11 protein-coding genes are annotated in these 12,345 nt (G+C 59.8%); 5 read left to right on the top strand and 6 right to left on the bottom strand.

Going from position 1 to position 12,345, the window contains the following annotated elements; genetic code table 11:
- Nucleotides 1-94: 94 nt before the first annotated feature.
- Nucleotides 95-1,309 carry a cytochrome c biogenesis protein DipZ gene (locus tag HGP31_RS12745; RefSeq protein WP_020801343.1) on the top strand — a complete coding sequence of 405 codons (1,215 nt, stop codon included), beginning with the start codon at nt 95-97 and terminating at the stop codon, nt 1,307-1,309.
- An 85-nt stretch (nt 1,310-1,394) separates the two neighbouring features.
- On the opposite strand, the gene HGP31_RS12750 is transcribed toward HGP31_RS12745, so the two are convergent.
- Nucleotides 1,395-2,381 carry an AraC family transcriptional regulator gene (locus HGP31_RS12750; protein WP_020801342.1) on the bottom strand — a complete coding sequence of 329 codons (987 nt, stop codon included), beginning with the start codon at nt 2,379-2,381 and terminating at the stop codon, nt 1,395-1,397.
- Nucleotides 2,382-2,557: 176 nt separating this feature from the next.
- Between HGP31_RS12750 and HGP31_RS12755 the strand changes: the two genes are divergently transcribed.
- Nucleotides 2,558-2,827: a DUF4242 domain-containing protein gene (locus tag HGP31_RS12755; RefSeq protein WP_020801341.1), complete on the top strand. Its 270-nt coding sequence runs from the start codon at nt 2,558-2,560 to the stop codon at nt 2,825-2,827.
- A gap of 39 nt (nt 2,828-2,866) precedes the next feature.
- The gene (locus HGP31_RS12760) at nt 2,867-3,679 is read left to right on the top strand and encodes a class I SAM-dependent methyltransferase (RefSeq protein WP_020801340.1); all 813 of its coding nucleotides are present in this window, start codon (nt 2,867-2,869) and stop codon (nt 3,677-3,679) included.
- 50 nt (nt 3,680-3,729) lie between these two features.
- Here HGP31_RS12760 and HGP31_RS12765 read toward each other — a convergent pair whose 3' ends face one another.
- On the bottom strand, nt 3,730-4,656 hold the full coding sequence (locus HGP31_RS12765) for a universal stress protein (protein WP_020801339.1): 927 nt from the start codon (nt 4,654-4,656) through the stop codon (nt 3,730-3,732).
- A 1,776-nt stretch (nt 4,657-6,432) separates the two neighbouring features.
- A protein-coding gene (locus HGP31_RS12770) for an IS3 family transposase (protein WP_116287586.1) occupies nt 6,433-7,982 on the bottom strand; the annotation gives its coding sequence in 2 pieces (ribosomal slippage) (nt 6,433-7,523 and nt 7,523-7,982; 1,551 coding nt in all).
- Between the two features lie 684 nt (nt 7,983-8,666).
- On the opposite strand from HGP31_RS12770, the gene HGP31_RS12775 reads away from it, so the two are divergent.
- Nucleotides 8,667-9,614, top strand: coding sequence for an IS110 family RNA-guided transposase (locus HGP31_RS12775; RefSeq protein WP_168757435.1), 948 nt, complete (start codon nt 8,667-8,669; stop codon nt 9,612-9,614).
- Nucleotides 9,615-9,672: 58 nt separating this feature from the next.
- On the opposite strand, the gene HGP31_RS12780 is transcribed toward HGP31_RS12775, so the two are convergent.
- Complete coding sequence (locus tag HGP31_RS12780) at nt 9,673-10,059, bottom strand: DUF488 domain-containing protein (protein WP_168757868.1); 387 nt, start codon at nt 10,057-10,059, stop codon at nt 9,673-9,675.
- 4 nt (nt 10,060-10,063) lie between these two features.
- On the bottom strand, nt 10,064-10,786 hold the full coding sequence (pcsA, locus tag HGP31_RS12785) for a phosphatidylcholine synthase (protein ID WP_020798292.1): 723 nt from the start codon (nt 10,784-10,786) through the stop codon (nt 10,064-10,066).
- A gap of 248 nt (nt 10,787-11,034) precedes the next feature.
- Here pcsA and HGP31_RS12790 point away from each other — a divergent pair, with 248 nt between their 5' ends.
- Nucleotides 11,035-11,778 carry a tellurite resistance TerB family protein gene (locus HGP31_RS12790; RefSeq protein ID WP_168757869.1) on the top strand — a complete coding sequence of 248 codons (744 nt, stop codon included), beginning with the start codon at nt 11,035-11,037 and terminating at the stop codon, nt 11,776-11,778.
- A 116-nt stretch (nt 11,779-11,894) separates the two neighbouring features.
- Here HGP31_RS12790 and HGP31_RS12795 read toward each other — a convergent pair whose 3' ends face one another.
- Nucleotides 11,895-12,338, bottom strand: coding sequence for a cupin domain-containing protein (locus tag HGP31_RS12795; protein ID WP_033041414.1), 444 nt, complete (start codon nt 12,336-12,338; stop codon nt 11,895-11,897).
- Nucleotides 12,339-12,345: the final 7 nt, after the last annotated feature.

Consider the following 12,345-nt stretch of genomic DNA (forward strand, 5'->3'; position numbering starts at 1 on the left):
CAGCGATTTTGAATGTGCTGACCTCTTCGCGAGCAGGCTCGCTCCCACAGGGGACAGGTGTGAATTGCCCCCCTCTATTTGCAAGGTGATCTCCATGTTACTCATCGCTTTCCTGGGCGGCATATTGACCGTCCTCAGCCCGTGCATCCTGCCGGTCGTTCCCTTCCTGTTCGCCGGGGCCGACCGCACGCGTTCCTCGATCCTGCTGACCCTGGGTGGCATGGCCCTGACGTTTGCCCTGATCTCCAGTCTGGCGGTGGTCAGCAGTGAATGGGTGATCCAGGCCAGCAACACCGGCCGTCATGTGGCACTGATCGTGATGGTGGTGTTCGCCCTGTCGCTGATTTCCGCACGGGTCGGCGACTGGTTGGCGCGTCCATTCGTGGCGCTGGGCAATCGCATCGACCCCAACAGCCGCACAATGTCCGGCCCGCTGAGTTCGATCATGATTGGTGTCGCTACCGGCCTGCTCTGGGCACCCTGCGCCGGGCCGATCCTCGGGGTGATTCTCACCAGCGCAATGCTGCAGGGCGCGAACGCCGGGACCAGTCTGTTGCTGGTGGCCTACGGCCTGGGTAGCGCGTTGTCGTTGGGCACCTTGATCTTCGCCGGTCGTGGCCTGGTCAATCGCTTGAAACCGTCGATCCCGGTCACTGGCTGGTTGCGTCGCGGTGCCGGTGTGGCGGTGTTGGCCGGCGCAGCGGTGATTGCCACCGGAGCAAATGATGTGCTGCTGGCCAACACCTCGTCGCAAGGTATCAGCAGCGTCGAAAAAGGCTTGTTGGAAACCGTGCCGAAAGTCGTCGATTACTTCGTCAGCAAGGTCAAGGCCGAGTCCATGGACAACGCCCAAGGCGCGATGCCGTCGCTGGCCGGTGCGGTGGAGTGGATCAACTCGCCAGCGCTGACCAACGAATCGCTCAAGGGCAAAGTGGTGCTGGTGGACTTCTGGACCTTCGACTGCATCAACTGCAAGCACACCCTGCCGTACGTCAAGGACTGGGCGAAGAAGTATGAGAAAGACGGCCTGGTGGTTATCGGTGTGCACACCCCGGAGTACGGGTTCGAACGCATCATCGACAACGTCCGGGACAAGGTGAAGGAATACGGCATCACCTACCCGGTAGCGATCGACAACAACTATGCGATCTGGCGCAACTTCGACAACCAGTACTGGCCTGCCCACTACCTGATCGATGCGAAGGGCCAGGTGCGGTACACGCACTTTGGTGAAGGTAGTTATGACACTCAGGAGAAGATGATCCAGCAATTGCTTGAAGAGGCGAAGACCGCTGTTCCAGCGGCTTGAAGTCAAAAGATCGCAGCCTGCGGCAGCTCCTACAGAGTATGCGTTCACTGTAGGAGCTGCCGCAGGCTGCGATCTTTTTGCGATATCAATGGCTCACCTCACCGTGAGCCATTGATCGATTGCCCTGACTACGCCGCCACGCCGCCGGCGGCGCGCCATACTCACGGCGAAACGCGCGACTGAATGCCGTGTCGGTCTGGTACCCCACCTCTTCGGCGATGCGCATCAACGAGCTGTTACTGCTGCGTAACAGGTTGGCCGCCAGCAACATCCGCCATTGCGTCAGGTATTGCATCGGCGTGACCCCCACCAGTTGCGCAAAGCGTTCTGCCAGGACCGATCTAGAGGTGCCGGCGGTGCGCGCCAGCTCATCCAGCGTCCAGGCGTGGCAGGGTTTCTTGTGCAAGGCGTTGAGGGCCGCGCCGACGATCCGGTCGCTTACACCGGCCAGCCACCCGGTCCGCCCCTCGCCATGTTCGTGCATGTACAGGCGCAGTACTTCGATGAAGAGCACCTCGGCCAGTTTCGCCAGCACACCTTCGCCGCCGGGCCTTGGCGATCGCGCTTCGGCCAGGGCATAACGGACCGAAGATTCCAGCCAGATGCCGGCGTTCGAACCGCGCACATTGACCCTGACCACCGGCGGCAGACCTGCCAGCAACATGCCGGCCAAACGCGTGTCGCAGGCCAGGTAGCCGCACACCAGGCGTGTCACTGCACCACCACCGCCATAACTCAACTGCCGCGGGCGCCGCGCCAGCACCTCGTCGAGCCGCGCACCGCTGGCGGGCGTCAAACCCGGTCTGGAACTCATGCGATGGGCATGGCCCTGGGGGAATATCACCACGTCGCCGGGGTTGAGCAGCAGCGGAGGATCATCGCCCAGTTCGACGTAGCACTCGCCTTCGGTGATCAAGTGGAAGATCACCACCCGTTCGGCGCCGGGTTCCAGGAACGGTGCCGCCGTGTCGGCGCTCGGCGACTGATAGCACCAGGGGGCGGTGAACCTGGCGTTGATGAAAATCGCGCCGACCAGGCGGACGACGCGCAGGGTCTGTGACAGGGCGTCCATGGGCGTTTTCCCGTGCGGGAGTTTCTGATTGTGAGCGCGTCACGGCCCAAGGTGAATTCTCCGGACGATCGGGCAGTGTTGGCCGACGATCGGACAGGACGCCGATCAGCGACGGAGAGATAGTTTGCACACAGGGCCACCTGGCTCTGTCATCAATAAGAAAAAGTGAGGTTGCCATGCCCAAGTTCGTCATTGAACGCGAGATTCCAGGCGCCGGAGCACTGTCAGAAAGGGATTTGAAAGCTGTCTCGCAAAAATCCTGCAAGGTGTTGCGCGATTTGCCAGACCTGCAATGGCTGCAGAGTTATGTCACAGGCGACAAACTGTATTGCGTGTACATCGCGCCAAACGAGGAACTCATCAGGGAGCATGCCCGGCAGGGCGGTTTCCCGGCTAATCGCATTTCCCAGGTCATGAACATCATCGACCCCACCACGGCTGAGTGAGCGTGTGCCCGATCCTGTTCCAAACCAGAGATTGCCTCCATGAGTACACCCATTGATCTTACTGCCTTGAAAACCCGCCAAATGGCCGCGTGGGCCAGTGGCGACTATGCCGTGATCGGCACTACCTTGCAGATCGTCGGTGAGCAACTGGCCGAGGCCTGCGACCTGTTGTGTGATGAACAGGTGCTGGACGTTGCCGCCGGCAATGGCAATGCGACCCTTGCCGCCGCGCGTCGCGGTTGCCGGGTGGTGTCCACCGACTATGTGGCTGCATTGCTCGAGCGTGGCGAAGACCGTGCCCGTGCGGAACGCCTGAACGTGACCTTCCAGGTGGCTGACGCCGAAGCGTTGCCTTTCGCCGATGCCAGTTTTGACGCCGTGCTCTCAACCTTCGGTGTGATGTTTGCACCCGATCAGGTCAAGGCCGCCGCGGAGCTGGCGCGAGTGTGTCGCCCCGGCGGCCGGATCGGCCTGGCCAACTGGACGCCGGAAGGTTTCGTCGGCCAGATGTTCAAGACCCTCGGCCGGCACATGCCACCACCGCCCGGTGCGCAACCGCCCTCGCAGTGGGGCACTGAAGCCTGGCTGCACAAGCACTTTGACGAGCGCGACTTCCTGGTGCAGGTGACGCGCCGGACCTTCAACTTCCGCTATCGCTCGGCCGAGCATTTCATCGATACCTTCCGCAGCTGGTACGGTCCGATCCACAAGGCCTTCGCGGCGCTGCCCCCTGATGGCGCCAAGGCCCTGGAAGACGACCTGACCGAACTGCTCAACCGCCTGAACCGGGCGGGCGACAGGTCGATGGTGGTGCCCAGTGAATACCTGGAGGTGGTCATCACCAGGCGTTGAAGCTGCAGGAGCCGGCTTGCCCGGCTCCTACGGGGCGATACACCGGGCGGTCATTCATCCAGCCGCTCGGTGTACACCACCCACACACTGCAGGGCATTTTGTATAGCAGATGCTCCACCGTGCTGCCGATCAGGCGCCCCATGCCGCGATGGCCGAGACGGCCCATGACGATTACGTCGACATTGAACGCATCGGCAAAGCGGGTCAAAACCTTGGCCGGGTTGCCCATGATCATGTGCCGTTGCGCTTCGGCGATGCCATTGCGTTGGGCCAGTTCGTTGAAGGCTTCCAGCTGCGCGTCATACAGCGTCTTGTGCTTGGTCGAGGAAAAAAACGCCGAGCCGTTGTCAAAGCCGAACTCGTCCGAACTGATGGACGAGAGGTCGTAGGCGTAGACCACATCAAGTTCGGCGTTGCACGCAGTCGCCAGTTTCGTGGCTTCGTGCAGGATGCGGTCGTTGAAAGTCTTGTAGTGATCATCACGATGGAAGGGGTCGATGGCTGCGACCACTTTGCGCGGTAGCGCGTTGATCGCGTGGCTGACGAAGTGTAACGGCACCGGACACTCACGCAGCAAATGCACATCCAGCGGGGTGAAGATCAGCCGCGATAGCAACGACTGGTGCTCCAGCGCCTTGATCAGCACGTCCATCGGCTGTTCCTTGAGGTGAATCAGGATTTCCTCCAGCGGGTTTTGCACCCACGTTACTTCCGTTGTGACGGTTACGCCGATTTTGCGCAAGGGCCGGGCCTGGTCTTCCAGCCACTGACGGTGGCGATCGACGTAACCCAGGCGCATCTGTTCCAGCGCCTTCTCATTGACCATGCCAGCCGTGGCGAGGCCTTCCAGATAGTCGAAGGCCACGATGTGCAACGCCGCGCCCTCCGCCTTGGCCAGCGCGGTCGCCCGGTCGAAAGCAGGGCTGTGTTCCATCAGCGGCGAAGTCACCAGCATGAAGCGAGATTGACCCGACATGACAAACCTCCCGTTGGATAGAGACGACGGTTGTTTGGCTTGGCTTCAATCCTTGAGTATTGACCATGATGGGTGGGGGTGTAGTGGATCAAGTTAACAGACCTCTTGATCTTCTTGCGTCCTTACGCCCTGAGTTTGTCCGTCAACGCCTGTGGGAGATTGTTGTCTGAGTACATATCCGTTGCTGCGGTAACGGCCACTTATGGTTTCGCCCTTACGGCGACTCCCTTTTTCAAACGCCGGAGTGCCGGCCCAGCAAAAAGGAAGCAAAAGGCTTTGCCCCACCACTCGGTGCCTCGCTTGGGCTCGGCATGCCCTCTCTCCGGCATTGCTCCGTGGGTCGCCGCGATGGGCCCTCCCTGGCCCAGCGCGGCTAAACCGGCGTCCTGCCGGTTTCCCCACTGCGCAATGCCTGCGTTCGGCCAGCGTGGTTAACGGGGCGCCCTCGATCAAAAGCAAAGCGAGGCGGCCTTAAAGCCGACCTGCTTTTGGTGATGCCTGTGTTTTGATCGTTCCCACGCTCTGCGTGGGAATGCCGCCAGGGACGCTCCGCGTTCCACTGACGACGCATTAATTGAGCCGTGCGCAACGTTGATGCGGGGGCGTCACAGGAAGCCCTGTGTGAAATTGGTTGCCTGCGTACATATCCATTGCTGCGGTAACGGCCACTTATGGTTTCGCTTTTACAGCGACTCCCTTTTTCAAACGCCGGAGTGCCGGCCCAGCAAAAAGGAAGCAAAAGGCTTTGCCCCACCACTCGGTGCCTCGCTTCGGCTCGGCATGCCCTCACTCCGGCATTGCTCCGTGGGTCGCCGCGATGGGCCGTCCCTGGCCCAGCGCGGCTAAACCGGCGTCCTGCCGGTTTACCCACTGCGCAATGCCTGCGTTCGGCCATCGTGGTTAACGGGGCGCCCGCGATCAAAAGCAAAGCGAGGCGGCCTTAAAGCCGACCTGACTTTTACGGGTGTACCTCGATTGATCGTTCCCACGCTCTGCGTGGGAATGCCGCCAGGGACGCTCCGCGTTCCGCTGACGACGCATTAATCGAGCCGTGCGCAACGGTGATGCGGGGCGTCACAGGAAGCTATGTGAGATTTATTGTCGGAGTGCATATCCATTGCTGCGGTAACGGCCTCCTATGGTTTCGCCCTTACGGCGACTCCCTTTTTCAAACGCCAAAAAGGAAGCAAAAGGCTTTGCCCCACCACTTGGTGCCTCGCTGGGGCTCGGCATGCCCTCTCTCCGGCATTGCTCCGTGGGTCGCCGCGATGGGCCCTCCCTGGCCCAGCGCGGCTAAACCGGCGTCCTGCCGGTTTCCCCACTGCGCAATGCCTGCGTTCGGCCATCGTGGTTAATGGGGCGCCCGCGATCAACAGCAAAGCGAGGCGGCCTTAAAGCCGACCTGGTTTTTCCGGATACCCCTGGATCCCCTGTAGGAGCGAGCATGCTCCGGGCGGCGTTCCGACGATGGTCGTTAACGATAACACGGGGCACCTGGTAGCCCGCGGTGCTCTCAGGTTTTTCGCGAGCATGCTCGCTCCTACAGGAGGTATGCGTATGGCTTCCGATCAGGCCGGCCGGTCGGCCGCCTCGCTTTTGATTGTGATCTGGCTTTTGATGTTCTTGCCCCCTCGAGAGGCCGAGTGGAGGTTCTGCGCAGTGGGTAAACCGGCATGGATGCCGGTTTAGCCGCGCTGGGCCAAGGATGGCCCATCGCGGCGAGCCCACGGAGCAGGACCGGCGTTTTTCAAGGTAGTTGTCGCGCCAACTGTTTTGCTATGCCGCTTTCTTACCGGTCTGCTGTACCCGATCCGGGTTCAGCAGCACCGTTCCTATCGGCTCCCAGTTGCGTGTTTTTCCAGACCATCGTTCAGGAGTTTTCTGGCGTGCCCGTTCATACAACTGGTGCCGCAGCACCAGGATCTGATGATCTTGCCCGCGATGGCGCTCTGACGGTGTGACGAAGCGGATCCGGCTGTGCCTGTGTTCGGTGTTATACCAGCGCATAAAATCCCTCACCCAAGTCCGTGCAGCGTCCAAGCTGGCGAAGCCTTCTAAGGGCCATTGCGGGCAGTACTTCAGTGTTCTAAACAGTGATTCCGAGTACGGGTTGTCATTGCTTACGCGCGGCCGACCGCGAGAGGGTGTGATCCCCAGCTCATACATTTTGCTTAACAGCGTCACCGATTTCATCGGCGCTCCGTTATCAGAGTGCAGCACTAACGGCTCACGCAGGCACTTCTCGCTGATCACGCTGCGCTGTAGCAGTGCAGCCGCTTTCTCACCACTTTCTTCTTCATAAACCTCCCAGCCCACCGCCTTGCGGCTGTAAATATCCTCGATCAAATACAGGTAGTAATACTTGCCGCGGATCGGCGATGGAAGATACGTGATGTCCCACGACCACACCTGGTTGGGCTTCTCAGCCGCATGTGTTGTCGGCATTACAACCCGCCGGGGTCGTCGGCTGCGGCCTCTATGGTGCTGTTGGCCGGCTGCTCGCAAGACGCGATAAAACGTAGTTTCCGACGCCAGATATCGCGCCTCGTCGGCCAAGCGCGGAACGATCTGGCTCGGAGGCAAATGGGCGTATGTCGGGCTGTTGCACAGCGCCACGATGGCGTGTCGCTCGATTTCGCTTAACGCATTACGCGGCTTGGGCCGCAAAGTGGTGGTGCGCGCATCGGCTTGCAGCTCCTGCGGCTGGGTCCAGCGCTGCAAGGTTCTGAGCGATAGTCCGACCTCTTGGCAGGCCCGTATTTTTCGGGCTCCCGCTACGATCGCTTCGATCAACCAGCCCACCAACAACTGCCGTTCCGGCAAAGAGGTCAGTTGTCCTCGTCGTCGGTCCCCCAGTAATCGTTGAGCTTTTTTCGCAGCACTAACAACGCTGCGGTTTCGGCCAATGCAGCATCTTTACGGCGCAGTTCACGCTCCAGTTCCAGGATCCGTTTCTTGTCTTTGCGCGTCTGTTCATGATCAGCCATTTTTTGCGCCTGAACAGCTTCTTGACCGCTGATACAGGCCTGACGCCAGGCATTGAGCTGTTCGGGGTAAAGGCCGTTTCGACGGCAATATTCGCCCAACTCAAGCTGAGTCAGACTGGCCGTTTCAAGGACAGCTGCAAACCGGGCTTCAGCAGACCATTTATCAGAAAGCAGTATGTCGTCGGGCACTTTACTTCCTTGGTTGGCCATCTTGCGCCAGAGGTACATCGATACATCGCTGACCCCTTCACGTCGACAAACTTCGGCCACGGTCAGGCTCAGCGGGGGAAGCAACATCTTGAGCAATGCAGCTTTACGTTCGGGTGAATAGTACGTCACAACCTATCTCTTTCCGCCCTCGGTGTGCTTTTTTGGGGGTAAATCCGCAGAGGCGACAACTATCCTGACACCGGGGGGGACCGGAGCGAGGGCATGCCGAGCCTTAGCGAGGCACCGAACGCCAGGGGCAAGAGCCCTTGGTTACTTGGGGCTGTTCCAAGTGACTCGCTGTAAAAGCGAAACCATAAGTGGCCGTTACCGCAGGAACGGATATGTACACCTGAAAGACAATCACCGTCTGCCAGAACGCCTTCGCCGGCAAGCCTGGCTCCTACAGTAAAAGCGAAAACCTAAGTGGCCGTTACCGCAGCAACGGATATGTACACCTGAAAGACAATCACCGTCTGCCAGGACGCCTTCGCCAGCAAGCCTGGCTCCTACGGTAAAAAGCGAAATCCAGCCGTTACCGCAGCAATGGATATGTACTCAGACAACAAATAACAGGTCGGCCGTCAGGCCGCCTTCGCGAGCAGGCTCGCTTGTATGGTAGGACTTGAAGGGAGGAGGAGGGACAAGGCTCGATTCTGACTGTTGACGCAGTACAGACTGTGGGAGAGTTCGCCCCTCCTCCTTTCACCCAAGCGCCGATAAAGAATGCATCTGGCCTAGACCGACGATAGGAACAAGCCTGCGCCTCTGGGTGAGCCCTTCAAGTGCTTAAAACCTTATCCCGGAGGAAAACCTATGGCAATGCCGGTTTCTGTTTCAAAGCCGATCGTGGGCGTGGATGTCGCCAAGAAAGAATTGGTGATTTATCACGCCGAACTGGACCTGCTTGAAGAGATTCCCAACAACAAAACCAGCATCAACAAGTGGTTAAAGGACTTGCCGGGGAGTGTGGCTATTGCTGTTGAAGCCACCAACATCTACCACCTGGAGTTCGCTGACCTGGCCTTTGAGGCCGGCTGCGTGATTTACATGGTGGGCGGCTATGAGCTCAAACATTACCGAGAAGGTGTGAAGGTCCGTGCCAAAACCGATGCACTGGATGCCAAACTGCTTGCTCGCTATCTGAAGAACGAGCATGAAGAACTTCACCCATGGACGCCGCCGACACCGCTGTATCGCCAACTCCTGAGTCTTTTTCGCCGCCGGGCGGCCTTGGTCCAGGCCAGGGTCGGCCTAGTGCAAAGCTGGTCGAATGAGCCCTTGCTGAAGGCTGCTTTTTCCGAGCAAATAAAGTCCATGCAGCAGCTTGAGACGCTGATCGAAAAGACGATCAACGATCAGCTGAAAGAAGCCGGTTTGCTGGGGCAGTTGAAGCGTTGCTTGAAAGTTGAAGGGGTTGGATTTTTGACTGGCGCGCGCTTGCTCACGGCGTTCCAGCGCGGAGACTTCCGAAACGCAGATGCCTTTATCGCCTTTCTTGGAATGGACTTGCGGGTGTCAAAATCAGGGCAAAAAGATGGTCGCCGGAGTTTGACCAAGCGAGGCGATCCAGAAGCCCGCCGCCTTCTGCACAATGCGGCTATGTCGGCGAGTCGAACCGAAGCCTGGAAAGGGTTTTACCAAGAACAAAGAAATCGGGGTTTCAGCACCACTCAAGCCCTGGTGATGCTGGCTCGCAAGCTCGCTCGTATCGTATTCGCCCTGCTGAAGGGGCAGAGTGAATACCAACCGAAAACCAGTTGAGGGCTTCCCCTCAACCATAGAATCTCCCACAGAAAATCAGGTACAGCCGCGAGAGTATCTAGACAACCACCGCCCCCCGCGCCTCAAGCAACTCACGCAACACCGAGCGATGACAATGCGCTTCGTCCTCGCAGTAACACCCCACGGCCAGGGAAGTGTTATGCGAAAGGGCCGCCAGCAGATCAAGCAACTGGCTGGGGGCAGGGTGGTTCATTTCGGCCTTGAACTTGCGCCTGAACGCATTCCAGGCCTTGTCGTCCTCAGCGGCCTGGGCCTGTTGTACCAGCTCCGGGCTGGGCGACAGCAGTGGCTGCCACACATCATAGAAATCCCGGCTGGCAAACTCGGCTTTCGGTACGCCACGGGGTGGACGGCGCACCGTACCCAGGCGCAAGCCTTCGTCGGGTTTTCGCGCAGAGCCGAGGCGCACGATATGAATAGGCATGGCGCTACTTGAGCCGCGATTCGTCGAACCACTCAAGCGCCGTGCGCCAGAAGCAGATCCCCAGGAAGTACGCCGACATCAACAGCCAAAGCCCCATGACCATGGGATTGATCACCGGGTGGTTGATCACCAGCGACAGGCTGCACAGCAGCCAGATCGCCGTCACGGCAATGTTGATCGGCATAAAGCGGCGCACGCGGAACGGGTGCAGGAATTTCATCCGGGTGAGCGTCAACAGGGCCAGGCCGATCACGGTGAGGAAGGTGATCCAGGGTGACGGCGCGATGATGTAGAGGCACAGGGCGACCACGTTCCAGGCGGCGGGGAAGCCCTGGAAGTAGTTGTCCTTGCTTTTCATGTTGACGTTGCAGAAACAGAACAGCGACGACACCAGGATCAGCGACACGGTCAGCAGCAGTGTGTAGTCCGGCAACGGGATGTAGCGATAGATGAACAGTGCCGGAATGAATACGTAGGTCAGGTAGTCGATCACCAGGTCGAGAATCGAGCCGTCGAAACTCGGCAGCACCGACTGTACGTTGACCCTGCGCGCCAGTGCGCCGTCCAGGCCATCGACGATCAGGGCCACACCCAGCCACAGCAGGCAACTGGTGGGCTGGTTATCGAGCAGGGCGAGGGTGGCGAGGAAGGCGGTGACCACGCCGGTGGCGGTAAAACCATGGGCGCCCCAGGCTTTGAGCCTGGCGATGTGTAGGGTCGATATCACGGGGGCGTTCTCCAGAAAGTGAAGCAAGCCAGTCAACGCCCTCATCTGGCGGGCGGCGGCAAACCGGGTTGGGTTGCAAGTATCGACCGGGTATCCGGGAATAAGGTTCACCACCCATGAATCTTAGCTGCGCCGTAGAAAAATACGGCGGATAAATCGGTAATGTGTCAGCCAGACGGTGGTAGCACATTTACGCGCGAGGGCTATCGTTGTCTGACTGGATCACTCCCATCGATGAGGACGTCGTCATGAACACCAGCGATCTGCTCGAACAATTACTGCGGGCCGGCCAGGGCTCGATGGCGCAACGGGGCGGCGGTGGGGCGTCGGCACAGGGTGGCCTGGGTGACTTGGGTGGATTGCTCGGCGGCCTGTTGGGCGGTGGTGGCACCAGCCGTTCGGGCGCTGGCGGCATGGGTGGCCTGGGCGGCTTGCTCGGTGGCTTGCTGGGCGCAGGATCGCCAATGGGCGGTGCGCCGCAATCGCGCTCCGCCGGTGGTACCAATTATGCTGCGCTGGCTTCGCTGGGGATGATGGCATTCCAGGCCTTTCAGGCCTGGCAACGCAGCCAGGCCACGCAGCAACAGCAGGCGCCGCAGCAGGCGATGCGTACGGTGGACATGCTGGCGGGCCCGGAAGTCGAGGAACACAGCCACGCGATCCTGCGGGCGATGATCGCGGCGGCCAAAGCCGATGGCCGCTTCGACGACGCCGAGACACAAATGATCAATGCCGAAATCGCCCGGCACACCGATGATCCGCAGTTGCAGCAGTGGCTTGACGAGGAAGCCGCCAAACCGCTTGACCCTGCCGAGGTGGCACAATCGGCAACCGACCCCGGCATCGCCGCCGAGATGTACCTGGCCAGCGTGATGCTGGTGGATGATCAACAGGATGCCGAGCGCAGTTACCTGGATGAACTGGCGGCGGCGCTGGGCATCGAGCCGGACTTGCAGGTGCATCTGGAACAGCAGGCCCACGGCACAGCCTGAAGGCCTCTGTAGGAGCTGCCGCAGGCTGCGATCTTTTGACTTTTGCGCCTGAAGAATCGCTGAAGATCAAAAGATCGCAGCCTGCGGCAGCTCCTACAGAGAGCGAGGTCGGTCGATCAGGAAATCGGCGGTTCGGGCACCAGGAAGGTCACGCCAAAGCGCTCCGCCACCTCAAATATCCGCGGAAGATCCTCGGGTACCTTGAACCGGTCCATCGCCGTAAAAAAAAGCCCGCCTCGCGGATCGGAGACCACGCCGATCATCTTTGCCGTGGGGCTGACGTTCTTGTAGGCATGAATCGACCCGGCAGGAATATGCACATAGCCCCCGGCCGAGACAGTGGTGGAGGTGCCTTCGACGGTCACTTCGACCTGACCGTCGACCACGTAGAACGCTTCGTCCCATGGGTGAAAGTGCGGGGGCGGGCCGCCACCTTGAATGCCTTCCTGGATATGCATTTCAAACGGTTTGCTGAGATCACCGCCAGCGAGGACAGTAATTTTTTCGCCAACGACATTGACCGATGCCGGTGGGGACTGGAGGACGTGAACCGTGCGCATGATGGCT

This window comes from Pseudomonas umsongensis (assembly GCF_012647205.1).
In the GTDB taxonomy this organism is placed as follows: Bacteria; Pseudomonadota; Gammaproteobacteria; order Pseudomonadales; family Pseudomonadaceae; genus Aquipseudomonas; species Aquipseudomonas umsongensis.

Coding starts and splice junctions, on each gene's coding strand:
- HGP31_RS12745 (WP_020801343.1), top strand. CDS start 95: ATGTTACTCATCGCTTTCCTGGGCGGCATATTGACCGTCCTCAGCCCG.
- HGP31_RS12750 (WP_020801342.1), bottom strand. CDS start 2,381: ATGGACGCCCTGTCACAGACCCTGCGCGTCGTCCGCCTGGTCGGCGCG.
- HGP31_RS12755 (WP_020801341.1), top strand. CDS start 2,558: ATGCCCAAGTTCGTCATTGAACGCGAGATTCCAGGCGCCGGAGCACTG.
- HGP31_RS12760 (WP_020801340.1), top strand. CDS start 2,867: ATGAGTACACCCATTGATCTTACTGCCTTGAAAACCCGCCAAATGGCC.
- HGP31_RS12765 (WP_020801339.1), bottom strand. CDS start 4,656: ATGTCGGGTCAATCTCGCTTCATGCTGGTGACTTCGCCGCTGATGGAA.
- HGP31_RS12775 (WP_168757435.1), top strand. CDS start 8,667: ATGGCAATGCCGGTTTCTGTTTCAAAGCCGATCGTGGGCGTGGATGTC.
- HGP31_RS12780 (WP_168757868.1), bottom strand. CDS start 10,059: ATGCCTATTCATATCGTGCGCCTCGGCTCTGCGCGAAAACCCGACGAA.
- HGP31_RS12790 (WP_168757869.1), top strand. CDS start 11,035: ATGAACACCAGCGATCTGCTCGAACAATTACTGCGGGCCGGCCAGGGC.
- HGP31_RS12795 (WP_033041414.1), bottom strand. CDS start 12,338: ATGCGCACGGTTCACGTCCTCCAGTCCCCACCGGCATCGGTCAATGTC.